At 39.2% G+C, this 25,573-nt stretch carries 26 protein-coding genes and 1 tRNA gene; 4 read left to right on the top strand and 23 right to left on the bottom strand.

Features of this window, described 5'->3' with window-relative positions; genetic code table 11:
- Positions 1-17: 17 nt before the first annotated feature.
- Together IPJ86_16985 and IPJ86_16990 are read right to left on the bottom strand one after the other, a co-directional pair.
- Entirely contained in the window at positions 18-557 is a 540-nt protein-coding gene (locus IPJ86_16985) for a DUF4199 domain-containing protein (protein ID MBK7888917.1), read from the bottom strand.
- Between the two features lie 23 nt (positions 558-580).
- Positions 581-2,749, bottom strand: a complete 2,169-nt coding sequence (locus IPJ86_16990; GenBank protein ID MBK7888918.1) for a SpoIIE family protein phosphatase — start codon at positions 2,747-2,749, stop codon at positions 581-583.
- 493 nt (positions 2,750-3,242) lie between these two features.
- Between IPJ86_16990 and IPJ86_16995 the strand changes: the two genes are divergently transcribed.
- A complete protein-coding gene (locus tag IPJ86_16995; protein MBK7888919.1) occupies positions 3,243-3,803 on the top strand; it encodes a hypothetical protein in 561 nt (186 codons plus the stop codon).
- Between the two features lie 18 nt (positions 3,804-3,821).
- Positions 3,822-4,199: a DUF1987 domain-containing protein gene (locus IPJ86_17000; GenBank protein ID MBK7888920.1), complete on the top strand. Its 378-nt coding sequence runs from the start codon at positions 3,822-3,824 to the stop codon at positions 4,197-4,199.
- A 1-nt stretch (position 4,200) separates the two neighbouring features.
- On the opposite strand, the gene IPJ86_17005 is transcribed toward IPJ86_17000, so the two are convergent.
- Positions 4,201-7,236: an ATP-binding cassette domain-containing protein gene (locus tag IPJ86_17005; GenBank protein ID MBK7888921.1), complete on the bottom strand. Its 3,036-nt coding sequence runs from the start codon at positions 7,234-7,236 to the stop codon at positions 4,201-4,203.
- Positions 7,237-7,302: 66 nt separating this feature from the next.
- Positions 7,303-8,178: a hypothetical protein gene (locus tag IPJ86_17010; protein MBK7888922.1), complete on the bottom strand. Its 876-nt coding sequence runs from the start codon at positions 8,176-8,178 to the stop codon at positions 7,303-7,305.
- A gap of 310 nt (positions 8,179-8,488) precedes the next feature.
- Here IPJ86_17010 and IPJ86_17015 point away from each other — a divergent pair, with 310 nt between their 5' ends.
- Positions 8,489-8,881 carry an SRPBCC domain-containing protein gene (locus IPJ86_17015; protein ID MBK7888923.1) on the top strand — a complete coding sequence of 131 codons (393 nt, stop codon included), beginning with the start codon at positions 8,489-8,491 and terminating at the stop codon, positions 8,879-8,881.
- 171 nt (positions 8,882-9,052) lie between these two features.
- On the opposite strand, the gene IPJ86_17020 is transcribed toward IPJ86_17015, so the two are convergent.
- The 5 genes from IPJ86_17020 to IPJ86_17040 form a co-directional block, all read right to left on the bottom strand.
- The gene (locus tag IPJ86_17020) at positions 9,053-9,205 is read right to left on the bottom strand and encodes a hypothetical protein (GenBank protein ID MBK7888924.1); all 153 of its coding nucleotides are present in this window, start codon (positions 9,203-9,205) and stop codon (positions 9,053-9,055) included.
- A complete protein-coding gene (locus tag IPJ86_17025; GenBank protein ID MBK7888925.1) occupies positions 9,205-9,510 on the bottom strand; it encodes a hypothetical protein in 306 nt (101 codons plus the stop codon). Before IPJ86_17025 ends, IPJ86_17020 begins: the two co-directional genes overlap by 1 nt.
- Before the next feature lie 144 nt (positions 9,511-9,654).
- Complete coding sequence (locus IPJ86_17030) at positions 9,655-10,008, bottom strand: hypothetical protein (protein MBK7888926.1); 354 nt, start codon at positions 10,006-10,008, stop codon at positions 9,655-9,657.
- Between the two features lie 431 nt (positions 10,009-10,439).
- The gene (locus IPJ86_17035) at positions 10,440-11,321 is read right to left on the bottom strand and encodes a hypothetical protein (protein MBK7888927.1); all 882 of its coding nucleotides are present in this window, start codon (positions 11,319-11,321) and stop codon (positions 10,440-10,442) included.
- 461 nt (positions 11,322-11,782) lie between these two features.
- Positions 11,783-11,853, bottom strand: a tRNA-Cys gene (locus tag IPJ86_17040).
- A gap of 208 nt (positions 11,854-12,061) precedes the next feature.
- Between IPJ86_17040 and IPJ86_17045 the strand changes: the two genes are divergently transcribed.
- The gene (locus IPJ86_17045; protein MBK7888928.1) at positions 12,062-12,415 is read left to right on the top strand and encodes a TerB family tellurite resistance protein; all 354 of its coding nucleotides are present in this window, start codon (positions 12,062-12,064) and stop codon (positions 12,413-12,415) included.
- 252 nt (positions 12,416-12,667) lie between these two features.
- Here IPJ86_17045 and IPJ86_17050 read toward each other — a convergent pair whose 3' ends face one another.
- From IPJ86_17050 to IPJ86_17115, 14 genes are all read right to left on the bottom strand, one after another.
- The gene (locus tag IPJ86_17050; protein MBK7888929.1) at positions 12,668-12,937 is read right to left on the bottom strand and encodes a type II toxin-antitoxin system RelE/ParE family toxin; all 270 of its coding nucleotides are present in this window, start codon (positions 12,935-12,937) and stop codon (positions 12,668-12,670) included.
- Positions 12,937-13,131: a hypothetical protein gene (locus tag IPJ86_17055; protein MBK7888930.1), complete on the bottom strand. Its 195-nt coding sequence runs from the start codon at positions 13,129-13,131 to the stop codon at positions 12,937-12,939. The genes IPJ86_17050 and IPJ86_17055 overlap by 1 nt, the downstream gene beginning before the upstream one ends.
- A gap of 322 nt (positions 13,132-13,453) precedes the next feature.
- On the bottom strand, positions 13,454-14,632 hold the full coding sequence (locus IPJ86_17060) for an acyl-CoA dehydrogenase family protein (protein MBK7888931.1): 1,179 nt from the start codon (positions 14,630-14,632) through the stop codon (positions 13,454-13,456).
- Positions 14,633-14,762: 130 nt separating this feature from the next.
- On the bottom strand, positions 14,763-18,080 hold the full coding sequence (locus IPJ86_17065; GenBank protein ID MBK7888932.1) for a T9SS type A sorting domain-containing protein: 3,318 nt from the start codon (positions 18,078-18,080) through the stop codon (positions 14,763-14,765).
- Positions 18,081-18,295: 215 nt separating this feature from the next.
- Positions 18,296-18,724, bottom strand: a complete 429-nt coding sequence (locus IPJ86_17070; GenBank protein ID MBK7888933.1) for a hypothetical protein — start codon at positions 18,722-18,724, stop codon at positions 18,296-18,298.
- A gap of 134 nt (positions 18,725-18,858) precedes the next feature.
- Entirely contained in the window at positions 18,859-19,509 is a 651-nt protein-coding gene (locus IPJ86_17075) for a hypothetical protein (protein ID MBK7888934.1), read from the bottom strand.
- A 62-nt stretch (positions 19,510-19,571) separates the two neighbouring features.
- A complete protein-coding gene (locus tag IPJ86_17080; GenBank protein ID MBK7888935.1) occupies positions 19,572-20,018 on the bottom strand; it encodes a hypothetical protein in 447 nt (148 codons plus the stop codon).
- A gap of 156 nt (positions 20,019-20,174) precedes the next feature.
- Entirely contained in the window at positions 20,175-20,606 is a 432-nt protein-coding gene (locus IPJ86_17085; GenBank protein MBK7888936.1) for a hypothetical protein, read from the bottom strand.
- Positions 20,607-20,960: 354 nt separating this feature from the next.
- Positions 20,961-21,587, bottom strand: a complete 627-nt coding sequence (locus tag IPJ86_17090; GenBank protein ID MBK7888937.1) for a phosphoribosyltransferase — start codon at positions 21,585-21,587, stop codon at positions 20,961-20,963.
- Positions 21,588-21,612: 25 nt separating this feature from the next.
- Positions 21,613-22,248: an alpha/beta hydrolase gene (locus IPJ86_17095; GenBank protein ID MBK7888938.1), complete on the bottom strand. Its 636-nt coding sequence runs from the start codon at positions 22,246-22,248 to the stop codon at positions 21,613-21,615.
- A 136-nt stretch (positions 22,249-22,384) separates the two neighbouring features.
- The gene (locus IPJ86_17100) at positions 22,385-22,978 is read right to left on the bottom strand and encodes a CDP-alcohol phosphatidyltransferase family protein (GenBank protein MBK7888939.1); all 594 of its coding nucleotides are present in this window, start codon (positions 22,976-22,978) and stop codon (positions 22,385-22,387) included.
- Between the two features lie 8 nt (positions 22,979-22,986).
- Complete coding sequence (locus IPJ86_17105) at positions 22,987-23,832, bottom strand: Omp28-related outer membrane protein (GenBank protein MBK7888940.1); 846 nt, start codon at positions 23,830-23,832, stop codon at positions 22,987-22,989.
- 57 nt (positions 23,833-23,889) lie between these two features.
- Complete coding sequence (locus IPJ86_17110) at positions 23,890-24,543, bottom strand: hypothetical protein (protein ID MBK7888941.1); 654 nt, start codon at positions 24,541-24,543, stop codon at positions 23,890-23,892.
- A gap of 101 nt (positions 24,544-24,644) precedes the next feature.
- Positions 24,645-25,529 carry a hypothetical protein gene (locus tag IPJ86_17115; protein MBK7888942.1) on the bottom strand — a complete coding sequence of 295 codons (885 nt, stop codon included), beginning with the start codon at positions 25,527-25,529 and terminating at the stop codon, positions 24,645-24,647.
- Between the last annotated feature and the right edge of the window lie 44 nt (positions 25,530-25,573).

Consider the following 25,573-nt stretch of genomic DNA (forward strand, 5'->3'; position numbering starts at 1 on the left):
TGAGGAAATAAATCGAATCAATAATTTTCCATTACAGTCTGCTCTTCTCTTTCTTTTCTGCAAATAGGCGCGACAACCAACGAAATAATTGCTCCAAAAAAGGCTGAACCCAATACTCCGGCTCCAATAATCAATGCCGGGTATTTCATCATCAGTCTTGTTCCCTGCATTTGAGAAGCAATTTCTTCGGGCTCCAAATCTTGTTCTGCGAGTTTTTGTTCTGCTTGTTTCATCAGCAGTTCTCCGGTTTCAGGGGAAATGTATGTTTGGAAGAGGGCACTGAAAGCACTGAAAAGTGTTCCTGAAATAAGTATGATCAGAAAACTGATGTTAAAGGCTCTCTTAAATGATAAATATCCTTCGCCATATGTTTTCCTGAATTTCATGACAAAGTAGATCGATAAAACCCCGATGATTAAATAATAAATCAAGGTCCAGTAAGGGTCACTTAACCAATGAGCAAAATAGCCCAGCATGTAATAGGCGATGGAAAAAATTCCACAAATTAATCCGGATATTATAGAATATTTAAATAGGGATAGTTTATTGTCTGTCATAGGAGTGATTTAATAACTGATTCTTAAACTTTGATACCAATTACCAATACATCGTCGACTTGTTCATGCTGACCTTTCCAGTTGTTAAAATAGTTTTTGAGTGCTGTTTCTTGTTCCCGCATAGAAAGGGCTTGAATGGCGATGAGCTTTTCCTTGAATTTTGTAGTCATCATTTTCTTGCCGTTCTCACCTCCAAACTGATCTGCATAGCCGTCAGTGAAAATATAGATAGAGTCGTTCTTCTGTATTTTTATACTATTATTTTTAAAGGACCTGTCAGCAGCCATTTGCAAGCCACCTATAGGGAACTTGTCGGGTTGTGTAACTAAGATGGACCCTTCACGAACTATCCAGAGCGGACGATTTGCGCCTGCAAAATGAAGTTCGTTAGTACTGAAGTCGAAGGAACATACCGCGACATCCATTCCATCATTCGATTCACTTTCGCTTTGACGAAATGTTTCTATGACAGCGCTGTTGAGCTGATTTAATATCAGATGGGGTTCTGTAATTCCATTTTCGATGATTAGCCGGTTGATGAGTGATACTCCAATCATGCTCATGAAAGCTCCTGATACACCATGTCCGGTACAATCACCTGCAATGATTAATGTGCGGTTGTTTTTCTCAGCGAACGTATAAAAATCCCCGCTTACAATATCTTTCGGATAATAAATGATGAATGAATTCTGGAGCGATTTATAAATGAGATTGATGTTCGGTAATATAGCAGACTGGATGCGCCGGGCATAATTCATATTGTCCGTGATCGACTTGTTCTTTATTTCAATCTCCTCTTTCTGAATCATTACCTCACGGGTTCGTTCAAGGACTTTTTTCTCCAACTCGAGTTTTTGTCCTTCCAAAATGCGCTTCTTTTCTATTTCTGTCTGTAGATTTTCTTCAGATAATTTTTGAATGGAGTGAATTAAGTTTAATAATTGCTTTTGATTATGACCATTCTTTTTTCCTAACACAAAGGCTGCAGAAAGCGGATATAAACAGAAGGCGATATTGGATAGATATCTGACAAGGTTACTGATGGTATCTTCATTTGAGGGCGTAATGTTAGTTGCCAGGATTAAGTTTACAATAAATAATAAAGTGGCTACTGAACATATATAAACGATACTTTTTGCTTCCCATCGCTTTTGTCCAAATCCTTGAATCAAAAAGTACAGTGCATTAAAAAACGTGTAAAACAAAATCAAAATAATCAATATAACAACCAGCCATAATAATGGACTTCCCGTACCATCCGCACTAAACCCAATATGATTGGAGGAAAGCATAACCTCCACGAATGGTAAATTTGAAACTATGGCTAGTACCAGTAATAGAAGTAATGGGATTTTTGATTTTTCCTTGTTCACAAGTATTTTGGCAAAAAACAGTGAAAGGAATTCAATAGAAAAAATAAAGAAAAAAGCTTGTAAATTTCCGGGGAGTTCAAATGCTATCTCATCCACCAGAAATGCTAAGGATGCCATTATACAAAAGGCGGCAAAGTATAAATTTTCACGAATGACGTTATAAAATAAGAATAACAGCAGGAATACTATTCCAAAGGCCATATAGTAAAAACCTAATGCAAATGAATCCTGTCCGTCTTCCACATTTTCTTCGATTTTCTTTTCTGACCAGCTTGTTTGACCAAGGGATAAATCGAATTCATACTCTTCGGCTAATGGGATATAAATTACTTCAAAATTCAGAATACTGTCTTTAATGATGAAATTCAGATATTCCGATTGTGAAAGTCGATTTAAATCTTTGTCGTCGTTTTTAGCAAATTGCCCTGTAGAAACTAATACTTCGTTATTTATTTTAATAATAGCCGAACCTTCCAGTGAATACTTTAATGAATATATTTTATTCAGGATTTTAGGATGGAAGTGAAAAGTGGAGGTGTAGGTAGATTTGATCGCTTTAAATTCTTCCGGCTCCTGAATGGTATCCCAGCGATTGGTGCTGTATTGCTTTGTTCTGCCCTCTTTATCAGTGCAAGTAATTTTCCAATGATATTTATAAAAAACATCGAAATGCCTGGTAGTATCTTGCCCCGGCTTTAAGGCCTTTTTGGGTAATACACCTATATAATCTATCTTGTTTACGTCCGAAAATGCTGCATCAGAACTCAAAATACTGAACCAAACAGTAAGCAATAGAATCGAAAAAAAGTTGCCGTACATAAGGTGTATTTTTTTGCATTGGTTCATGATAGACATAAGCATACGCAGGTTCAGAGCTATGTTTTGATAATGAAGAGAGGCCGGCCTTTTCACCAGGAGATATTCGGGTATTTTTTTAGAGGTGCTTCTACTTAAATAAAGTGTCGGATGATGATATGATCTGTAATTTTTAATGCAATAATCGGATGAAAGTATAAAAAAAGTAGGAAGGTAACACTCGTCAAATCGTTTTCGGGGTGAATTAATACATCTATATGTCGGAAGTTCCGAAAAATCGATCTGTTTTTTTTGTTAGTTGCCTGAATTGAAAATCAATCGGATTGCACTAAACCGGCAGAATGGAAATACAGCGGATTCTTCAAAAGGCGCTTCCGTAATCATCAGTTAATCAGGCTAATGTAAAGAAGTGTATTTTGAAAAGCATCCACCTTGTATCACTAATTCGTATCTCGGATATTTCCATTATATTTGGTACTCGAATCTAACACATTTAATGTCAAAACTCAAGCTCTACGATATCTACCGGAACATGGAGAAGGAAGATATTATCCTTTCTTTTAAAGGGGATGTTACCAAGGACCTGCTATCTTCTGTTTATCAGATCATGGAAATCCGAATTGAGAATGAAAATGAAGACATCCGTCGGAAAAAGAAGTTTTATAGTGTACTGGTAGAGTGCCTCCAGAATATGTATCATCATATGGAGTCCTTACAAATTGCAAATGGGACATTGGGTGTAGATCATCCCGGTGGTGCCATTTTTATCATTGCTAAAAATCGTGAAGGAAGTTATAAAGTGTATACCGGGAATTTTATTTTAAATTCGAATGCAGAGCTGCTGAAAGGCAAGATAGATAGAATAAATGCCATGAACCCGGTTGAATTAAAGGCGCATTATCTTGAAACGCTCGGCTCAACGGAGTTGTCAGATAAAGGTGGCGCAGGGCTTGGAATGATAGAGATTGCCCGTAAGTCAGGCGGACAAATGGATTATGACTTTGAAAAAATATCGGAGCAGCATTCCTTTTTCACGCTTTCCGTAGTAGTAAATTAAAACGCACAGCAAATTATGATTGAAGATTTAATAATTTCCGGCACGAATAAAACACCAGAGGTAAAACTATTGGCAGGAACAGGAGTGATTGAAATTTCCGGAAAATCTATCCCCGAAAATTCAGTAGAGTTTTATCAACCTGTTTTTTCCTGGATGGAATCCTATTTTGAAAATCCACTGCCAAAAACTGAAGCACGTATCATTCTTGAGTATTTTAATACCAGTTCTTCTAAATGTCTGCTGGATGTATTACGGAAACTGGAAACCCTTAAAAGTTCTGGTAAAAGTGATGTGGTTGTGCTATGGCACTATGAAACAGACGACGAAGATATGATGGAAGCAGGTCAGGATTATGACGCTTTAGTTGATCTTCCGTTCCAGCTGATTCAAATTTGATTTACTTTTCAAAAAGTCGACGCAATACATCTTTGTACAACGTGAAGTAGAGCAGGATCGTCATGATCCAGATAATAATCATATTGTAAGTATAGGTCGCCATCTCCGTTCCAAACCATGTTTTGCTATGCGAGTAAAACGGTGCGGAGAAGAAACTATCCTCGTAAGTACTGGCAAAAACAGGTTTGAATCTTCTAACAATTTTATTGTCGGCAATGATGACCTGATTGTCGACATCATTAATATTCAAAACAAAGTCTTCCAGTTTTTCGCTGTGATTTTTTCTTTTAAATGCCATGAATTTTTCAGAAGACCCCAGTTTGGCACTCAAAAGAGTGGTCATCCGGTCTTTATCTTCATTAGCAGCATTGTATTCTCTGATAAAATGTTTTTTCGTGGAATCCATACTTACTTTCAAGGCGAAGAGGTATTTCGCTTTGTCAGATTGTAATGAATTTTGAACGGCTGTTGCTTTGCGGATTTCCGGAAATTCTCTCTGAAGTGTATTCATCTCTGAGAGGAAAAATGAATTTAAAGCTTCCAGCGAATCGGGGTCAGGGTTATTTTTTTTCAAGAGATCTTCAGCTTGGCTGATTTGAATATCCATCTGCTGTACCCAAAAGCTCTTTCTGTAATAGGCATTGTTCGCCCTCTTTTCAATTTCAAAGTATTCCTTACCAAAATCATTGTTTTTATATTGTTCCACCGCCAGACCTTCATAAGCCCATCTCGTCGCCATGATGTTGCCTATCAACGGTGATCCGGATTGATTGCCGACCACCGGGTTCAGGTCTTCAAATTTTACCATCACCCCACTCAGCATAATTTGTGGAATCACTAAAAAGGGAATGAGGATATATACCGCAACTCTGGTTTTCATTCCGGAAGAAATATTCAATCCCAGTAAATTGCCGAAACAGGAAACAGAGAAGAGCACAAAGAAGTATTGAGAGAAGAGTCCGGGGAATTCAAGAATGGTGTTTCCCGTAATCACGTAGAGAAAGGATTGTACCGCAGAGACAAAAAACAAAAACAAAATTTTAGAGAGCAAATAACTGTTTCTGCTCAACTGAAGAAAAGATTCCCGTTTGAGAATTTTCTTGTCCTGAATAATTTCTTCTGCACTGGTAATAAGTCCGAGGAACAGCGACACGATCGTACAAATGAACATGTAAACCGGGATGTTCGGATTGCTGCCAAAAAGATATTCCTTCCCCACCTCATGTGATCGCAATGCAAGTGCAAGAATAAAAGCTAACAATGGCCCTTCAATGAGCGTAATGGCCATGTATTGTTTGTTGTTAACTTTAGAAAAGAAATTCCTCTGAAAATAAACCAGGAATTGAATGAGCGGATTCGAAACGATTACATTTTGCCTTTTTGAATCTCCCGCAGGGCTGTTGTTAGTTTTCGCCTTGACAAAATTTTCATTGTATAATCGGTACCAGTCCTCTGAATTAATTTTCCGTTGTGTGGTAGCACGCCCGAATTCATCCACCGTTTTAGATTCCATGATCCTGAATATTTCTTCAGGATTGATATTTCCACACTCCGGACATTCACTGTATTCAAAATCAACAAAGCTCATCTGCTTTCTGAAATAACTGAGTGAGTCCACAGGATTTCCAAAATAGACGGGATAACCACCGGTGTCGAGAATCAGCAATTGATCAAAAAGTTTAAATATTTCAGACGAAGGTTGATGGATAACTACGAAGATCAACTTGCCCGTTGAAGTCAGTTGTTTGAGCAGGTCCATGACATTTTCCGCATCATTGGATGATAAACCGGAAGTAGGTTCATCTACAAATAAAATGTCCGGCTCACGGATGAGTTCGAGCGCAATATTTAGTCGCTTGCGTTGCCCGCCACTGATATATTTATTCAATGGATCTCCTACCAGAAGATCTTTGATTTCTAATAATTTTAAAGATTCAAGGCAGATGTTTACTTTGGCTGTAATCTCTTCGTCTGTCAATCCGCCAAAAAATAATTTGGAACTATAAAATAGATTTTGAAAAACACTCAGCTCTTCAATCAACAGATCATCTTGTGGGATATTCCCGATCAATCCACGAAGCTGTTTTTTATTGGAATAAATTTCTTGTCCGTTAATCAGAATTTTTCCTTTGGAGGGCTTCACACTTCCATTGAGCAGATTCAGCAAAGTTGTCTTTCCGGCTCCGCTGTTCCCCATGATCCCTACGAGGTTCTTCGAAGAGGTGGTGAAGTTCAAATCGTGCAATCCAATCTTGCCTTTCTTGAAGCTATAGCCAAGGTTTTCGATATGGAAAATTAATTTATGTTCATCACCGTCTCCGCTGATATTGTGAATGACATCGTTGTAGTAAACCGGTGAAAACTTCGGACTTTTTATCAATGAACCGGGCTCAAAGACCTGCACGGCATTCGGTGCAATCTCGCGACTATCCATCACTACGGTGTCGGTACCGGTATAGGTGAAAACGATGAGAAATGGGTCAGCGATGGTTAAAAAAATCAACTTCCCTCCAATGCCTTCCCGCTGGAGATGACGATACGGAAAATTCTGAGGAGCGTTCCTGTCAATCACCAGAAAATGATCTCCTGAATCGACACTCGTTTCTTCCAGACCTTTTACAAGGGAAGAAATATTTCCTGTGTCTCTCTTATCTATTCCAAAAGTCTCTGCTACTGAATCCAAAAATTCCCGATGCTGTTCAACGATAGAACCCGTGGCGGTATGGATAAATTCAAAAAGGCGGATCAGTACAATGATCTTTTGTTTCTGCTCGAGTTCCTTGTTGATCTCTGTACAGATACGTAAAACTTTTACAGAGTTAACAGAGGTTCTCTTTCTGACCTTACCTTCTTCCGTATTCCCTTTGAGTTTATTCAGGAAGTCATCATAGATGCTTAAGTAATGTGCAACAAAACTACTGGCCAATTGACGCCGAAGAAAACGCTCGACAATTTCACGCCCTTTAAGTCCAACTTCGTCCGTATTCGCCACAATGGCAAAAAGCTGCATCAATGCCCGAAGTATACTATCGCTCATAATAAGGTTGTAGTTTAAACCTGGGTATTAGAAATACAACACGAAAACCAATAAATGTCAATTGTCTTAATTGACCAGACCACTCCTCAGCTTAGTGATGAGCACGATTGCTTTATCAACATTCGCAGGAGTTAAATCGTCCGGTGACTTAATGATGGAATCGTATTCTTTTTTATACGACTTCATGTTTGCCAGCAATTCTTTCGAGTCTTTGTCGGTATACTCTTCGTAAAGATTTATCAAGTGAAAAATCCCTAGATTTTCATTGTAGATCTTCTCATATAAAACAGCGTTTTCAGCCGTCTTCGGAATCTCTTTCAAAAGATTTATACTGATGAAATTCACTTCAATTATTGCTCCTGCCATAATATGACTGGCTACGAGGTAGCGATCATTTTCGCGGAGGTAGGCATCTGTTTCGTTGAAGATATTATCAACGATAGAGACGAGTGAATCCTGATTGTCAGAATTCGACTGATACCTTTCTGCATATTGATTGAAAACGCTCTCAATGTTCAGGTCTTTCGCTAAGCTCTGAACCGCTAAAAAGTACTGAACGGTTTTCTGGTTTTGATTGTAGAAGTTAATGTAAGCCAGATCCACTCCTAAAACACCAAAGTTGATTTCCTTCTTATACGATAAAAGATACTTTTCTGTGTTAGAGGCTGGATTTAAAAGTTCCGCTTTGAATGGAGCTTTGTATTTTGATAAATCATTTACCACTTCAAAGGGTGATGGCAGATTGGCCAGTGAGGTGAAGAATTTAAAATCGATCAGTTCCTTTTTTTCCTTGCTCAAAGAATCAATGCGAAGGGAGTCGGACAATAATGCTTCCGCATCCTGTTGTGATTGTTCGGAAGGAGGATTATTGCAGGAAGTAGAAAGGAAAAACATACTGGCTACAGTTAAAAGTGCAATATTCTTAGCGGATAATTTTTTCATACAAGAGTGATTTTGACAAAAATATGTATAAAACCCATTCAAACAAAAACTTGAAAATAATTCAATCTATTGAATAACAGACGTTTTGATGATTGATTGTCAGGGATAGGTTATATTATTATTAAGCAAAATCAGAATTGTGATTGCTGCTATTCCTAAACCGGAGTAGGCTTATAGCCTTTGTTGCCGTTTTAATTAGGAAAACCGAGGCTCAAAAGGAGGTCTTAGAATGGCTAAAGGCAATCCGCAAGTAAATATCTTTGAATTCTTTATTTTTAATCTCCGATTGATGATTTAAAAATCTGTACCCATGAGCGAATTTAAAAATTACAAAGAATACTTCATCATTCCAACTGCACCTTCTGATGTATATGCAGCGATCACTAATCCGCTCACCATACAATTATGGACCGGGGAGGAGGCGATCATGTCCACCATTCCCGGCTCAGAGTTTTCAATGTGGGAGGGAAGCATAACAGGAAGGAATCTTGAATTTGAAGAGAATAAAAAGATTGTTCAGGAATGGTACTTCGGAGATCAGGAGCCGGCATCTGTTGTTACAATTAAATTGCATCCGCATAAGCAGGGTACCTCTGTGGAATTGATGCATACCAATATTCCTGTGGATACGTATGATGACATCGTAGAGGGTTGGAGAGAATCCTATTTCGGGGAGATTGCTAATTTTTTTGAGGAAGAATAGGAAATGTCCAAACATCAGGCATACTTGCTTTTCAAAATGCTTCGACCAGACATTTTTTCATGTAGCAGTATTCGATCTTGTTGAAAATATAAAGCCCCCCCTATTTTATTAAATGAATCGGGGGTTTCCGTTTGAAGAGAAATAGCAAGAATTCACCAAAAGAAACACTCGTTAATATGTGATATTAAAAGTCCCGTTGCTGATCGTGTACGATACAACCGGGCCGGTAATTTCCTCAACGGTATAATTAAATGTTCCAATGATAGTATTGGTAGAGGTATAGTGTGTGGTGTTATTAAGTGTTCCGGAAGCTGAAATACCCATTAAACCCATGCTTGGGCTATAATAACCCGGCGCAACACCGCCACCACCTTAAAAATAAGCACCGGTGGTGATCGTTTCGGGCTTTTCCAAAGTAACAGACCTGGTACCTGTTGTATTTGTCCCGTCAATGACGATTTTACCGTTAACTGCATCTCCAATGACGTAACAAAACCGGCTAAGTTCCCGCTGGCAAATCCCGGGTCATATGTTCCATTAAGCGTGATAGTCTGCATGACCGAAAATAAAATTCCTGTTGAATCAGCAGCCACTCCCGAACCAATGGAAAGATGGGCGTTTGAATGCATGAGAATGAAATGTAGTTAAGCTGTGAATAGTAGTTAAGAAATGATTTACACGAGCTACCGTTTTCAACACAACATTATAGTGTGAGATAATGCTGATCCTATAAAGGAAAGGCATATTCACAAGAAGCAGGATATTGAATCTTATCAGGCTGCTTTCAGAATTCCTTGATTAAATTCAGGGAAGAAACCGGATTCTTTAGTAACAAATTTATACAAGGTATCCAGAAATTTTTCTTCAGCTAAATTTTCCTGAAAGCGTTTGAAGATGCTTTTCTTAACTAATTTAGATGTGATTTTAATGTGAGATGAGTCGTCTGCTATTTCCATTACATTAATTTCGATCAACACTTTTGGTTCAAAGAATCCATTTCCGGTTGAAGCCTGAATAATTCCCCGGTTGCAGTCCGAATTTAGAATATTATAATCCCTTTTTCTAAGTGCTTTTAGACAAGAATTGAATACAGATTTCTGCTGGTAGAGAAACGATTGGTTTTTCATGATGATGTTTTTAGTGGGTTAATTTTTATTAAACATAGTAATAATCAACATCGGTCATTCAAAGTCTGGAAAAAAACCATTTCCTAACGCAATTTATCGGCTATATGAGCCATCTTCCGGATATCACATCTTATAATTTCGGGATGATTATAATTCCTGGAATTTATTTGGAAAAAAGAGAAAAGATCGACGATATTTTTTTTCAAAAACTTATTGCTTTTTTTCGATATAGACAGAAATTTGATCTTTCTGTAAAAGAAAGATCAAATTACCTGAACACTTTATGGCCTCCGGTGCAACTTTTCATTTTTTTAACAGTATTAGCACCACCCTGGGGTAGATGAACAGCAAAAACCCCCGATTCATCCATTTTTTGAATCGGGGGTTTTATACGAGAAATCATCACTTAGAATTTCTCGATTTTTCACTCGTTAATACGTGATATTGAATGTTCCGTTGCTGATCGTATACGTAGCTGTTGGACCGGTAATTTCCTCAGCGGTATAGTTAAATGTTCCAATGATAGTATTGGTAGAAGTATTGTGTGTGGTGATATTAAGCGTTCCGGATGTTGAAATGCCCATCAGTCCCAAACTTGGGCTATAATAACCAAGCACACCAGCATTGCCATCTAAAACATAGGACCCCGGAGTAATAGTATCGGGCATCTGCAAAGTAACAGACTTAGTGCCTGCAGAATTTGTAGCGTCAATTACTATATCACCGTTAGAGGCATCTCCGATAACGAGGTCAGGTACCCAATTTACATTGTTGATTTTAACGGTGAAGGTATTATTCCCACCGCCTCCTGTAGATCCGGTTGAGTAGGCCACATTAGTAAATACGCCAACCGTGATCTCTTTAAATGAATTGTCCGAATTGCGGTACCCTTTAAAGGAAAACGTTCCTGACATTCGTTTTGATGTCGTATTTAATGCAGTAATAGTGAGGGTACCGGTACAGGTGGCATTACCACTGGAAACCCAGGGGACAGAGCTTCCTGTCGTAGCAAAGCTGGCAACGTTGCCACTCCCAAATCCCATGTCATAGGTACCATTGAGCGCAACGCTTTGCATGATAGAAAATGAAATTCTTGAAGAGTCTGCAGCAATTCCTGAACAAATAGAGACATTGCTAATTATACTTCCTCCTGTTAAACTGCCCAGCGAAGTCCAGTTCACACCATCCACCTTGGCAGTCATAAGGTTAGAAGTGCCGGGAGTAGACGATCCTCCATCTGAATCGTCTTTTTTACAAGAGCTAAATCCAAGGAATGCAATTCCAATAATTAAAGTTAAAATTCTGATTTTCATAATTGATTTTTTAGGTTGGAGTAAATGTAATTAAAATAGAAATGTTCCAATATCTGGTTGGATTCCAAACATGATGCAAATTAGTTTTTAAAGGTTTATTAATGATTGTATAACGAGGTTCTTACAGGCAAAAAAGTTAGAACGCCCTGAAGGGATTTTATAAAGAGAGTAAGGAGGAAGGGTAAAAAACAAAACCCCCGATTCAACTTTCGTTGAATAAGGGGCTTTTCGTTGAGGTTCTTTAGATGGGGAGCAAGGCCTCCCTACGCGAGCAGATTACCTCAGTCGCGGAGCTCCCTCGGTGATCTGCAAAGAGATGTAGCCTTCAACGAAAAGCCCCTTCAAGCCTTCGGCTTGCCCGGGGGTTTTTCTTTTGTATGTCCATTTGCAAGCGAGCTTGCATGTCCATAAAAAAGAAAAACCCCCGCTTCAACATTCGTTGAAGAAGAGGCTTTTCGTTGAGGTCGCGAGCAGATTCGAACTGCTGTACAAGGTTTTGCAGACCTCTGCCTAACCGCTCGGCCACGCGACCAATTGCGGGTGCAAACATAGTGAATTCTGTTGCTTTCCGCGGTATTATTTTTTTTCGCTTCAGTCACCTTAACGCCGGGAGGGGGTGAAGGTTGCGCTTCGGCATTAAAAAATGGCATTTTGTACTGATCTTCAACAGAAAATGATGTTTTTTGATCCGTTGCCATCTTGATTTTCGTAACTTAGCTACGATTTATATGTTATCTGTTATGATGAATAAAGCGGTCGCCGGTTATCACCTTCTAATGATTTTATCTGCTGTTGATGAACAATTTAACGGGAAAGAAGATAAGGTTATTAAGGATTACCTCATTGAAAATTTCCCCGTTAAAGTGAACCTCGATGCTGAAATGGAGGTCCTCAGTGTTATGGATGCCGCCGATTATCCGATTCACTTTAATAATGCCATGAATGCCTTTTACATCGACTCCACTCCGGCAGAACGCTCTCATTTCCTCGATTTCGCTGTTAAACTGGTGGCCGCCGATAAAAATGTCACCCCTCTCGAAAATCTCTTTTTAAATGAGCTTTATAACGCCTGGGAAGAGAATTATTCCATCTGATAATTTTCTTCCGGAGCTAAATTTTCGATGCATTTGATTTTTATGCCCCTATAAACTTTCTTGCTACCAGCCACCGGCCACCGGCCACCGGCTTCCGGCTTCCGGCTAACGACTTCCATCGATTTGCAGACATAAAATATTTGGGCTTAGAGCCACAAATTTGTCTCTTAAGAGCCTCAAAAAAAAGTAGGAAAATTAAACACAAACCACAACACCCAAATATCTTATGTTCTCTGTTATAGCCAGTGGTGATTATGGGAAAACGTTATAAACATCCTTTCTATGAGCAATTATTATTAGTCTTAATGTGTTTTTAGAAATTTGTTCAATACCTATTCTATAGTCTCCAAGTCGGTATCTATAATATACTTTATATCCGATTAGTTTTTTAACACTAGCTATCTCATTTAATGAACTGGTTTTTTCTAGTATTGAAATTACTTTTTCAATTTTTGGAAACAATGACTTGTCCTTCAATTTGTCTAGGGACTTATAAAAAGATTTATCAAATTCTACGATCATTAAGATCTAAGTTTTTTTAAAATTGATTCTTTTGAAACTGTCTTACCAGTTTTAACTTTATCCATTAAGTTTCCAAGCATAAAATCCTCAAACTGGTCATCTTTCATGTCAATTACATTCCCACCAAGCCTTTTGGCAAGTTCTGCAAGTATTTTACTGCTTCGTTTGTCAGTTTTTATAAGGATAGTACTCATGTTGTAAAAATAGTGAAATTAATCAATTAAGGAAAATTTCTGCACTCACCATTGGCCATAACATGTGGCTTTGGGCTACAAGCTTTAGTATTCAGATTCTTGCTACCGGCCACAGGCTACGGGCTACCGGCTGTGAGTGGGGAGGAGCCGCTACTAATCGCAAGCGTTACTCTCTATGGGTTGGTGGAATCTCTTAGTGCGCTTCCCTCAATGCAAGAACAATGGAATACGCTGAACTTTCGCAAGCAACAAGCATCCTGAAACTTAAAGCTGGTAGCTGGTAGCTGGCAGCCGGAAGCCCGCAGCCGGAAGCCGGAAGCAATTAATTAAATGCATTGAAACCGGTCACATCCATCCATGTAATCAACAGGTGAATATCATGTGTTCCTTCATAGGTGACCACACTTTCGAGGTTCATCATGTGGCGCATGATCGGATATTCGCCGGTAATGCCCATGCCGCCCAGCATCTGTCGGGCATCGCGGGTAATTTCTAATGCCATGTTGACATTGTTCCGCTTGGCCATGGAAATTTGTCCGGGAGTTGCGCGGTTTTCATTTTTGAGAACACCCAATCTCCAGGTGAGCAATTGCGCCTTGGTGATTTCGGTGATCATCTCCGCCAATTTCTTCTGCTGTAACTGGAAGGCGCCTATGGGTTTACCAAATTGAATCCGTTCCTTGCTATAGCGTAAAGCGGTATCGTAACAATCCATGGCGGCACCGATGGCTCCCCAGGCAATGCCAAAACGGGCCGAGTTGAGACAACCAAGTGGTCCTTTAATTCCTTTTACGTTCGGGAAAATATTTTCTTTCGGGACTTTTACATTGTCAAAAACCAATTCGCCGGTAGCACTCGCGCGCAGCGACCATTTATTATGTGTTTCCGGAGTTGAAAACCCTTCCATGCCGCGTTCCACAACAAGTCCGCGGATATCTCCCGCCTCATCCTTCGCCCATACCACGGCGATATCTGCAAAAGGTGCATTGGAAATCCACATTTTAGCCCCATTCAGAATCACATGATCACCGGCATCTTTGATGTTCGTCAGCATGCCCGACGGATTGGATCCATGGTTAGGTTCGGTTAATCCAAAACAGCCCATCATGTCGCCTGAAGCCAGCTTTGGAAGATATTTACGGCGCTGTTCTTCAGAGCCATAGGTGAAGATAGGATACATCACCAATGAACTTTGAACGGATGCCGTAGAGCGCACTCCCGAATCACCGCGCTCTATCTCCTGCATGATCAGGCCATAGGAAATCTGGTCCAGACCGCCACCGCCATATTCTGTGGGGATATAGGGTCCAAAAGCACCGATACCGGCCAGACCTTTAATAATCTGTTTAGGGAATTCAGCCTTCTGTGCATACTCTTCAATGATTGGAGATACGTCGCGCTTTACCCATTCCCGAACCGAGTCACGGATAAGTCGGTGTTCTTCAGTCAATAATTCATCCATGAGGTAATAGTCATGGCCCTGGAAACGATCTTGTGGCATAATGTTTTGTTGATTCGAATAGTCAACAAAAATAACGAATACAATGTTATGATTATCGGCGAGAATCTTTTTAATCCCATCGAAGAAAGCAACCTGCCGAATGAAAAACCGAATAAATCCGCCTTTTTAGCTACTGTTTAACAAACTTTGCGACAGCTTTAAAGTCAACATTATTGCTGATTTGAATCAGATAAAATCCGGCCTTTAATGCATCAATTGAAAAAGTTGGATTTTGTTCGGTGGTAGTCCAGCTTTGTATGATTTTTCCTGAGATATCAATGAGCGTAACGACGTAAGCCGTGTTTAAAGGTTGATCAAAGGATAGGTTGAAATAAGTATTCGCAGGATTTGGATAAACAGAGATTTTATGTTTACTTTCCTGAAGTTGATTCAATGCGGTAGTCGGAAAAGTAGTTACCAGGGTGTTGAAGACTTCGTTCGTTAATATATAAGGGTTTCTATCAAAAATAATCAGGACTTTGTTTTTCACCACTGTAAATTCGGGTAAGCCGGGCAAGGGTAAAATCGAAAACTGTAGGTAACCCTGACTTTCATCAAAATTAGCGCTCTCCCATAACAAATTAATATCATCAAAAACTACTTTTAAAACCCCATTTGAATCAATAGTTACTATTCCGTTATGACTCATGGAAAGCAATGTGAAACTTTCGATATCTAACAAGGGTGAAATAGTATCGATGAGGGTAACGGTATATGCCGTATCATTTCCTGTATTCTGAAACAAGAGGGTGTAAACAAGGGTGTCAGAAAAAAGAGTGTAATGCGCCGTTTCTCTTCCAACAGGACTTACTTGTTTTTCGTTGGGGTCAAAGGAACAAGCTATATTTTGGTAAATAGTGTCGGTGGTGAACAATGTACTCGTTGTGGAATCATAAATATAGGTGTCAAAGATGGAGCTTATTGAATTAAAGCTTGCAGATGGTACAGTATAAGTAACACCTATATTTTTTGAACTTAATAGAGTAAGCGAATCAATTTTCCAGAAGAAAGTAGTTCCCGAGGTGGAATCAGGTGCTTGACTAAAACTTAAAACGGAACATGCAGCATCCGGAGTGAAGGCTGCCAAAACATTAATGAATGAATTTCCATTATTTTGAACTATATAAGTAGCGGAACTTTGAAAGTTACAACGTGCTCGTGAAGTTGCAAATGAAGAAACAGACAATAATGTATCCGCAATTGATTTCAGGGCAAAATCAAGAGAGTCAATGGCGGTGGAATCTATATTTACGGTATAAGAGGTAGAGTCGCAGGATAGAACCAAATAAGGATAGGGCGCAGGTTGAATTACGCGTTGGCCCGGTCGTTCTAAGAATTGATAATAGCCTTCAAAATTTGAATAAGTATGAACTCCTTTATCGTTTCTAACCCGGATAAAAGGCAGGGCATTATCTACACTGTCAATAGCACCATTTGCATTCAAATCATGATAAATATTTCCGGTAATATTATATTTCTCATAGGAGGAATTGGCCATAATGGAATCAAAACTTATTCTGATGAAACTTCCATCTAATCCCATCATCCAGTATTTGCCATCATTTGTTATGCAAAAACTGCCTTGATCGTAACTAAAACTGACATCAGAGTTTTTCCAGTTAAATTTGGTAATACCTGTTGAATCGATCTTCAACATAAGGCTAGGATAGATTAACCAGTGACTTTGATGCAAATTGTCATAAAATCCACCACAAAGATTAGGCGTGATTGGAGTCTGACCTGCGAAATGAAAATTAAAAATCGTCCAAATGCCATTAGCATCTCTTTTTACAATTTTTTCATAATTACTGAACCAGCTACTTCCATCGTTAAAATGTTTATAAGCATAAACATCTGTCAAAATGCTGTTCGGCACTCCCGTATTACTAAAATTTAGTTTATACCAGTTATAATTACCATCTCTCATCCAATAGTATTTATTAACGCTTTCCCGAAAAAATAATTCTCCTGACTTATTCATTGTAATATACCCTGCTCCTAGACTTCCAATAATTGAAATGCCCCCGTTATTAACATGGTGGGCGTAAATTTTACTGCCATAATAAAAATAGAGAGAATCACCACCTTCGTAAACTAACTCGACATTATAGGAATAAGTGAATGGCAGTTTGGTTTTTAATAAAATTAATCCGTTTTTATATTTAATAATAGAGTCGTTTCTTATAAAAAACATCGTATTTCCTGAGTCTATTACAAAATTGTTAGTTACAGTAGCAAAGTCTGACACAGATACACCATCATATAAAATAGCTTTTTGAGTATAGGAGTTATAAGTTAAAATACTTGAATCATACATTGGATAAATTTGCTGATAGAAAGAAGCTTTATTCAAAGGATAAGGAAGTTGATAAAATGTTTGAACTCCATTCGTATCAATTTTTGATAAAAAAGAATTAAATGAAGAATTATAGATACTATTTGGATAAAGTACAAAAAGGTTTCCCACTTCATCAAAATGAGCCGTCGAAATCCCAATTGGAATATTTGAAAAAGTGGTTAATGTTTGGATTGAACCTGTGGAATCTATTTTAAGGTGAGGATCGGAAGGTCTTCGCGATAACAAATAGACCTCATTAGTTTTTGGATTTAATACCGGACATTTTTTTTCGGCAACAGGTGAAAAATTTACTGAATCTATAAATGTCCCACTAATAGTGTATCGTAACAATACATTGGAATAATACACAATTGATCCAACGTGACTAAAAAAATTGTAATAATAAATCATTGTGTCTAATAAGAAAATATTACTATAATCATGCTGAAAGTAGGAACCAGAACCGGGAACAACAGATGCACGATAAACAGGAAAACTCCGATTAAATACCCCATTCTGGAAATGCTTAATTGTCCGACCATTTAAAGAGTCAGCTAAAATATATACTCCCAAACTGTCTGCTGCGAAACAAGATTTTTTAAGTAGATCCGGTGAGTTATAAATAGAAAGGGAGGTAGAGTCCCGAACAACAATCTTAAATGTGTCAGGAACAAAGTCATGATTTTCATTATGTCTGAAATGATAGATATTTCCAATTTGATCTACTTCTAAAAATGAGTTCCGCTGATCTTGAATATTTAAAAATTTGGTTCCGTTATCTCTGGAAATAAAAGTTTGATGGTTGTATTCAAATACTTGCCCTTGATTATTAATAAACCAAATGTTCCCTTTTTTGTCTTTTTTGATATTGACAAATATATTTGATCGGAAATCTAATTCGTTGGTGCTATACCATTTGACATTATGATTGATTAAATTTATCCTGAGAATGCCGTTCTGCATTCCAAGCCATGCCGTATCTCCATCTACTAAAATGCAATGAGAGGCACCAATATTTCCCAAAAGTTCAGACTTGAATCCTTGAGCCACGATGGATGTGCTAATAGAACTTAGCAAAATAAAAAGAAGAATAACAATCCGTTGTTTCATGACCGTATATCAAATGTAATGAGAATTTAGCATATGGTATACAAAAAGTTGCTATACGCAGTATATATAGAGCTAGCTATCTGTAATCATTGGATTAACAATTGTTTATATGCCGGGTTGCATTAATTTTACTGCCAATCAACAAGCTTCAGAGTATCGCATTTCATAAGATAAGTAGGCTGAATAGGAATAAAAAAGTCATTACAAGTACTGCATCATTCCTCCATCCGACAAGGAATAATGAAATACTCCTCAGTAATGAGCATCGGATACTGTCCGGGTACCAACGCAATTTCATCATGCAGTCCTGCTTTGCGGGCGATCTCCAGAGGGATGATGGTGCCGGCTACAATGGGGAATGCACTCAGCCCCATTAATTCATTTTCGAGTTGTGGATCAATTTGTGCGCGGCTGATATAGATGTTAAGTGTATTACCAACTATTGTGAGGCCGGCGTTTACCTCCCTGACTTTTAACGAGACGCCGGTGAAGCATAAACCAAATCCACTATTGCAGTCTTGTCGGGGAGCGGCAATATTGAAGTTGAATGTCACAGTAAGTCTTAAGGGTTTTTCAATCTGTGCGTAAGTGTCATTGAAAATACCAGATAATACAAGAGTTAATAAGAAGAATGTTTTTTTCATGATGATGTTTTTTAAAGTGTTTTATTGAAATGAGTTTGTGAAATATTTTTTTGAATAGAATGTACAATAGAAGTATTCGTATGAACTGTTTTTCGAAAAGCGATCTTACGGGATCGGTTTAGGGTGAAACAGATTTATTGCTTTTCCATTTCGGCGAAGGCAAAGATGTTGTCATTGTTGATGTAGAAAATCCGATAGGGGACACCGCTGTTTTTTAAGTTTTGTTGCACGTATTTATTAAGTCTTTTGGATTGTCTGAATATAAACCGGTTCCAGATAATGACAACAGTATAGGGAGTGGCAAGGCTGTTGTCGGGGATAGAATTTCCTGCTAACGGTATCGTAAGTCCGAAAAGTTGTTGAAAGGAGAGGAGTGAATCAAGAGGCACCGGTGATTTTGGTGGGAAAGTGCCAAAGGCATTATCTATATTCCAGTTCAGATTCGGAATTCCGGGTGCATAGCAATTGATGAACCAGGCCTCGGGATAAGGTTGATGTCCGAAGTAAAGGGCCTGAATCGGTTGAGCATGATTTTTCTTTTGTAATCTACTGTTCACAGTGTCCTCCAGATTAAGATAGTTGATATAGTTGGTGTCAATCAGGAAGGCATGTTCATAAGACGCTCCCATTTTCCGGAGTAATCGTTTATGTTTCTTTTCAGAGAGCACCTGGTAACTCCTGAATCCTACGAGTTCTTTCGCGATGAAGCTGCAGGAGCTGAACAGAAAGCAGGTTAAGAGGAGCAATGTTGTCGATTTCATGGAATAGCAATTCGGATTTTTCATACTCAATTTTATTTAAAGCCGGCAGGAAGCTACTTGCCTGCCGGCCTTGGATGTGTTAGATATTATTTAAATATGGCGATTAACTGTACAGTACCCAACCTGTTTTTTCTTTTGTCCAGTGGATATTCTCCTCTTTTGATAATGACACTTTCATAGCCCAGTTCTCTTGCCGTTTCAGTTGGAAGAACTTTATCTTCATGTACATAGAATACATTTTCTTCCGGACCCGCGGGAGATGGATCCTGAACGATATTAAAATTGATTCGTCCATTCACTTCCGATACTTCTGCAACACCCACGTCACTCATTACTTTATCTTTAGTGTTGAAGATGAAACAAGTTCCTTTGTCTCCTTCACAACCTTTGCCATCGGCGGAAGGCCGGGATCGTGTGCCGAAGATGACGCGAATTCTTTCATTGGTTTGAGAAATGGATTGCAGGGTGGTGATCATAAAGATCCCGATTAAAAATAGTTTTGCATTAAAGGTGTTGGTTACGGGTGTTTTCATTTTTTGACTTTTTAAGTGAATGAATTGATTGTTTCTTGTAACGTTTAGGCGGTTACCTTGCCGTTCAATGTCGGACACTATGTCTTTCATGAACCGGTGTTTTTGATCTATCCCTGCACCGATATTACTGTTACTCGTGTAGCGGGCTTGTCGGGCTTATTCATATTTTATTTTTATTGGGATTAGAAAGTATTCGTCTTGTATGATAATCGGGTAGTTCCCGCCTATGAATGTTATGGTTCCGGCAACTCCCGACCTTAATGGTGATTCATTCTCGTATTCCACGTCATGCGGAATTGGAAATAAGGCAGCAGTGGATAGTTCGTTTGACAATTCTTCATCCATACCTTCACGTTGAAGGTATAAATGATCTTTTCCATTTATTTCGCATAGGAATGCAGTGACTATACGTGTGTATGGTATTAAATTGATGCAAACTCCCAATCCGTTTTTGCAGTCACTTTCTTCCTTTGCAATTTTGATTTTGATTTTGAGTTTGTGCGTGAAATCAGGAGGAGGTTGTCCGTTCATGGTGATTGTTGAGAGTTGGATCATTGCCAGTACAAACATTACTATTGCTGTTTTCATAATTAATGGATTAAATGGTTTTTTATAAAGTTTGATGTATAGTCATTTCAATACCCTGTACGGATTTTTCCGGCGAAGATTTACTGCGCACTGCATCCAATGGATACAGTACACTAATTGGAATAAGATTTCAGCTTTCTTTTGCAGAAGGCATGTTCACAGTAAGGGTTCTGTTATTCCTGCCTTGCACTAGTTGTTCACTTTATAAAATCGGGACGAATACTTAATAAATTTTGAATGTCCGGAAGCAAATGTAGGGTTGGAAAAGTAAAAACGGAAATTTATTCTTCAAAGAAATGAACAACCAAATGTTAATCGCTAAGATGTGTAGATAAGGAGGTCAGAGATTTATTATTAATGCTCCCTTCTTGATTTATTTAGAATGGATAACACCTCGTCATCGGTAACTTCACTGAAGTTATTATAAAATTGTCCAACACCTTCGAAGTTATCCGGTTCTAACAGGCAAATGTATTCATCAGCTATTGTTTTAAATTTCTCAGCTGCTTCAGGTGGAGCAACAGGAATGGCAATTACAATTTTCAAGGGATTCATCTTTCTTAGATCGCAGACAGCGGCCATCAAGGTTTTACCGGTTGCAATACCATCATCCACCAGAATAATAATTTTACCTTTCACATTCGGAGAGTACGTTTTTCCGGTAAACAATGCATAACGTCGACTGATTTCTTCCTGTATTCTCCTTCCTTCTTCTATGATGTATTCCGGATCAACATCTGTGAAATGTGGATCAGTGGTTATTCCCGATAAGGTTACTGAACCAATAGCATATTCCCGATTCATGGGATGTCCGATTTTCTTTGAAAGAAATATTTCCAGCGGAAGGTGTAGAGCATGTGCGATAATGTAACCCAACGGCACTCCTCCTCTGGGTATAGCGATAACAATTCCGTTGCAATCTCTATATGATACAAGTTCCTTACTAAGTTGGACAGCAGCATCTCTCCGGTCAATAAACATGGGTTATGTTTTTTAGTCGATTCACCTACAAGTGTTTTTTATACCAATCGCACGCTATTTTTCCTACCTGCTCCAAAGTGCCGGCTTCTTCAAAGAGATGCGTAGCGCCAGGGATAATGGAAAGTTTTTTTGTACATTTTAATGACTGAAATACCTGATCATTTAATCTTAGAACTTCAATGTCCCTTTCACCAACAATAAGCAATGTGGGTGCAGTTACTTGTGTGAAAATTTCAGGTACCAGATCCGGACGACCACCCCTTGACACAATAGCTTTGATACAATTGTTTAATCCAACGGATGCTTTCAAAGCCGATGCTGCTCCTGTACTTGCTCCGAAGTATCCGGTTAGAAAATTCTTTAGTTTTGAATGCTTCAATATCATTGTTGTTATCTCTGTCAATCGTGATGTCAGTAATTCAATATCGAATCTGTTGTCTTCGTTTTCATCTTCTTCAGGGGTTAATAAATCAGGGAGAAAAGTAGATATACCTGCCTTGTTCAATATTTCAGCGATGAAATTATTTCTTGGGCTGAAACGACTGCTACCACTTCCATGTGAAAAGATAACCAATGATTGAGATCCTTCCGGGATACATAGATGGCCTTCGATATTACTATCGTTGATGTTAAATATTATGTTTTCTTTGGATATATGCATTTTCTAAAGCAGGTCTAAATTAAACCCTGTTTCTTTAGCAATTCATGACTGGTATTAATTCTGGAATTGATCTGTATCAGGGAAGTTGAAATGAATCCTGTATACATATTCGGGAAAAAGTGCTTCTGTGTTGAGGTTATTGACTGTCCGGTAAAGATGATTTTTTATTCTTTAATACCCAGTAAATTCCTTTCACATTTATTTTCCATTCCCGCAGTATAAATACCAGAATTATTTCTTCAACCAGGTCAAGGAATGTTACTAATGCTGCTGCGTAAAAAAGAGGGTAAATGGGTTCCGGTAAGAGAAATAAAAGAATCATAAAACTACCTTGAAGTATCGCAGCCAGTTTCGCTAAAAGTGTATGGAAGCTGGAGATCTTTTTATAGCGAATCAACGATGCGCCAATCTGCAGGAAGAAAAAACCAAGCAGCGTAAGCAGGATATAGCGCTGTTCAATGAGGAATTCATGTTTAAAGAAATACATTCCTGCCATTCCCGCAAGTACAGTTAAATCATCACCGATGGAATCCAGAAAAGATCCCGCAACACTTGTGACCTGGAATTTTCGGGCAAGATATCCGTCAATTAAGTCCGTAAAAAAACTGACGGCCAACAACCATTTGAATATTTCCGGATGTCCGGCGTAAATGAGATAGAAGAGTAGAAAAGCACTAACAATTCTGTACAGCGTGATTCCGTTGATGATGTAAAACGCTGTCCGTTGCATTAATTCATTTATTGAAGTTTGACCTCTTCTACCTGGATCACTTCCTTCGTTACGTTGTTAGTCAGGATGGCAACAATGTAAATATGTGCTGCATCTGCATCTGCAGGGATAAGCTGTCCGGTATAACTTTTCGTCAGCTCCGTTCCTGCTGTTAAAGGGCCCAGATCTTCGCCATAAGTTCCGTTTAAAGAACCTCTCAACACATGCCGATGGATGTAGTTTTGTACATTGGTAGAACCATCTTTTTGCCAGTTGACAATGCTGTCTTCTACAAAGTAAACAGCCAGACTAACAGGGTCTGTGAGATCACTGACTACTTTTAAATCGATATCTGCTGTAATATTCTTAGTGCCGTTGTCGTAAGATGTACTGATTTCTATTCCGGCTTTTGCTACAGTATTGATCCATTGGTCCACCTTGCTTTCCCATCCTGCCCAGTCGAGAATAAGTTGATCGCTGGTACCCGGATTCAGCATTCGGTGAACCATTCCTTTCGGGAAAGGTTGTCCGATCACGTTGAAGTCGGTAGCAATGGCAGTGGCGGTTGGATTACGAAAATCATAAGTAAAATAGGGCGCTCCTGCGGGGTACGGGTCGGCCCAGAAATCAGCATGTAAGGCCAGAATAATTAATCGGTCGCCATATATATCATGGAGCCTTGTCGCTTCACGGTGTGCATTCGGGCAAGCCTGACAAGTATGTCCGGTGAAATCTTCCAGCAACACATTTTGAACGATGGTATCTCCGCCTATCGGACCTCCTCCGTTATTCGTACCATAGGGGCCTTCTATTTTATCACACCCTGAAATCAATAGAGCAGTTATTGCGGAGAGGGCCAGTTGATGAAGTTTCATGTTGTATATTTTTTCTTAAATTCAAAGGTAAGGATGAACAGATGTTTTTTGCAAGAATTAAAAGCGACTGCTGACGGTTAGTGCAAGTCCGTTACTGGCAGGTACAAAGCGGCAGACACCACCTACACAAAGCAAACCAGCACGTTGACGAGCCCATGATAAGCTTAAGCGGGTGCCACCTTTCACATAGTTAACGCTGCCATTGAAATAATGGAATCTTTTTTTGCTGTCATCGTTTCCATAATTCCATTCGTCAAAGACCGTGAGTGTCCAGTGTGGGGCCATATTGAACTCCACTAAAGCCATCGCCCAGCTTCCACGGTCTTGCTCCGTGTACAAATGTTCCAGATCAAAACGAATACTGTTGGTAGAGGAGAACTTATAGGTGTACTCAATCACCCCTAAATGAGAGGTGACTTGCTTCTCGGCGATTTTGCCTTCAATTTTCACCCGGTCATAAATCTGATAGAGGTAGCTGACGATCACCTTACTTTTCTTCGATAATTTTTTTGTGACTTCAAAGGTGACTTCCTGATAAAAGCGATCATCACCTATCGTTGTAAAATCAGAAACGTAGCCGAGCGTATCATCAAGATTTTTTCTGTCAATATCACTGACTCCTGCAAAGTTGGTCATGATGGTGGTGCCATATTCTCCACCGAGAGCAGACTTAGGCTTAAAGGTATAGTAGATTTCTGTAGATCCACCCATCTCGCCCAGCGCCTGCGTAGCGTAAGGATATAGTGTGGCCAGTCGATAGGTTTGCTGACGGTTTACAGCCGGGAGATAGTTGATGAGTAATCGTGTCCCGGTTACCCCCGGTCCGAACGATAATCCATATTGTCCACACGTTTCGCGCTGAGACGAATGCCCAATCCTTTTTGCGTATACGTCAAATTGGCAAAGAGTGCTTCCCCGTAGTTATAGGTAAAGAGATTGGCTTGAGAAGGGTCATTGATTTTATAGGCATACTCCGCATCAAAGGCGAGTTTACCATAGCGGAGATTGATTCGTCCGGCATAAGCACCCACATTTTCGGGGAGGATGAGTGAAGGCTTATCGTCTTTCTGAAACTTGCTGACAAAGCTACCGCCAAGGCCTATCCGCAATTTCATTCCTGATAAAAACGGAATCGCATCATTGATCTGAATATCTCCGTCCACTCCTCTCACCACATTCTCCGGATAGGTGAAGAAATCCCGCTGGCGACCGATCACTCCTTTTAAAGTAATACCGGGCTTTGGGGTGAAGACAGCTCTTAATCCATCCATTGAATTGTCGAGTCCAAGGTTAGGTTCCCAGTAAGAGCGAAACACAAGCCCACTGCCGAATTGCTCATAAAAATTACCTGCTGTCACGCTCAGGATGTCATTCGTATAGGTGATATATCTGTTCGTGATACCATTCCCTTTATAGCTGGGGTCAAATCCCAGTAAGGTGTTGAGATAACTTTCATAGCGAATGCCGGCGCTAAGGCTGCCATAGTTATAACTAAGACTCATGAAACCATTGTTCAGCCATTTTTCGCGTACCTCCGGCGCATCAATCGCCGAATCTGCTTCGTAATATTGACCGTTCGCTTCAAAATAACCGGAGAAATTTCCGGAGTTTAACGCTTGTTGTGCCTGGATGCCCGGACTGAAAATCAGGAGGAATAGGATAGAGGAGGTAATCAGTCGGAATCGTTGGAGGAACATAGAAGACGGTTGGCTATTTGAGGAAGGCTAAAATAATTTAAATC

The sequence above is a fragment of the Bacteroidota bacterium genome (assembly GCA_016713925.1).
Taxonomy (GTDB): domain Bacteria; phylum Bacteroidota; class Bacteroidia; order AKYH767-A; family OLB10; genus JAJTFW01.

Excerpts from the sequence above, each read along its gene's own strand:
- IPJ86_17115 (MBK7888942.1), bottom strand. The coding sequence starts at position 25,529 with ATGTTCCTCCAACGATTCCGACTGATTACCTCCTCTATCCTATTCCTC.
- IPJ86_17030 (MBK7888926.1), bottom strand. The coding sequence starts at position 10,008 with ATGAAAAACCAATCGTTTCTCTACCAGCAGAAATCTGTATTCAATTCT.
- IPJ86_17080 (MBK7888935.1), bottom strand. The coding sequence starts at position 20,018 with ATGAAAACACCCGTAACCAACACCTTTAATGCAAAACTATTTTTAATC.
- IPJ86_17005 (MBK7888921.1), bottom strand. The coding sequence starts at position 7,236 with ATGAGCGATAGTATACTTCGGGCATTGATGCAGCTTTTTGCCATTGTG.
- IPJ86_17010 (MBK7888922.1), bottom strand. The coding sequence starts at position 8,178 with ATGAAAAAATTATCCGCTAAGAATATTGCACTTTTAACTGTAGCCAGT.
- IPJ86_17025 (MBK7888925.1), bottom strand. The coding sequence starts at position 9,510 with ATGCATTCAAACGCCCATCTTTCCATTGGTTCGGGAGTGGCTGCTGAT.
- IPJ86_17055 (MBK7888930.1), bottom strand. The coding sequence starts at position 13,131 with ATGAGTACTATCCTTATAAAAACTGACAAACGAAGCAGTAAAATACTT.
- IPJ86_17015 (MBK7888923.1), top strand. The coding sequence starts at position 8,489 with ATGAGCGAATTTAAAAATTACAAAGAATACTTCATCATTCCAACTGCA.
- IPJ86_17035 (MBK7888927.1), bottom strand. The coding sequence starts at position 11,321 with ATGAAAATCAGAATTTTAACTTTAATTATTGGAATTGCATTCCTTGGA.
- IPJ86_16990 (MBK7888918.1), bottom strand. The coding sequence starts at position 2,749 with ATGTACGGCAACTTTTTTTCGATTCTATTGCTTACTGTTTGGTTCAGT.
- IPJ86_17020 (MBK7888924.1), bottom strand. The coding sequence starts at position 9,205 with ATGGGTATTTCAGCTTCCGGAACACTTAATAACACCACACACTATACC.
- IPJ86_17065 (MBK7888932.1), bottom strand. The coding sequence starts at position 18,080 with ATGAAACAACGGATTGTTATTCTTCTTTTTATTTTGCTAAGTTCTATT.
- IPJ86_17045 (MBK7888928.1), top strand. The coding sequence starts at position 12,062 with ATGATGAATAAAGCGGTCGCCGGTTATCACCTTCTAATGATTTTATCT.
- IPJ86_17110 (MBK7888941.1), bottom strand. The coding sequence starts at position 24,543 with ATGGGTGGATCTACAGAAATCTACTATACCTTTAAGCCTAAGTCTGCT.
- IPJ86_17075 (MBK7888934.1), bottom strand. The coding sequence starts at position 19,509 with ATGAAAAATCCGAATTGCTATTCCATGAAATCGACAACATTGCTCCTC.
- IPJ86_17095 (MBK7888938.1), bottom strand. The coding sequence starts at position 22,248 with ATGCATATATCCAAAGAAAACATAATATTTAACATCAACGATAGTAAT.
- IPJ86_17050 (MBK7888929.1), bottom strand. The coding sequence starts at position 12,937 with ATGATCGTAGAATTTGATAAATCTTTTTATAAGTCCCTAGACAAATTG.
- IPJ86_17085 (MBK7888936.1), bottom strand. The coding sequence starts at position 20,606 with ATGAAAACAGCAATAGTAATGTTTGTACTGGCAATGATCCAACTCTCA.
- IPJ86_17100 (MBK7888939.1), bottom strand. The coding sequence starts at position 22,978 with ATGCAACGGACAGCGTTTTACATCATCAACGGAATCACGCTGTACAGA.
- IPJ86_16995 (MBK7888919.1), top strand. The coding sequence starts at position 3,243 with ATGTCAAAACTCAAGCTCTACGATATCTACCGGAACATGGAGAAGGAA.
- IPJ86_16985 (MBK7888917.1), bottom strand. The coding sequence starts at position 557 with ATGACAGACAATAAACTATCCCTATTTAAATATTCTATAATATCCGGA.
- IPJ86_17070 (MBK7888933.1), bottom strand. The coding sequence starts at position 18,724 with ATGAAAAAAACATTCTTCTTATTAACTCTTGTATTATCTGGTATTTTC.
- IPJ86_17090 (MBK7888937.1), bottom strand. The coding sequence starts at position 21,587 with ATGTTTATTGACCGGAGAGATGCTGCTGTCCAACTTAGTAAGGAACTT.
- IPJ86_17105 (MBK7888940.1), bottom strand. The coding sequence starts at position 23,832 with ATGAAACTTCATCAACTGGCCCTCTCCGCAATAACTGCTCTATTGATT.
- IPJ86_17060 (MBK7888931.1), bottom strand. The coding sequence starts at position 14,632 with ATGCCACAAGATCGTTTCCAGGGCCATGACTATTACCTCATGGATGAA.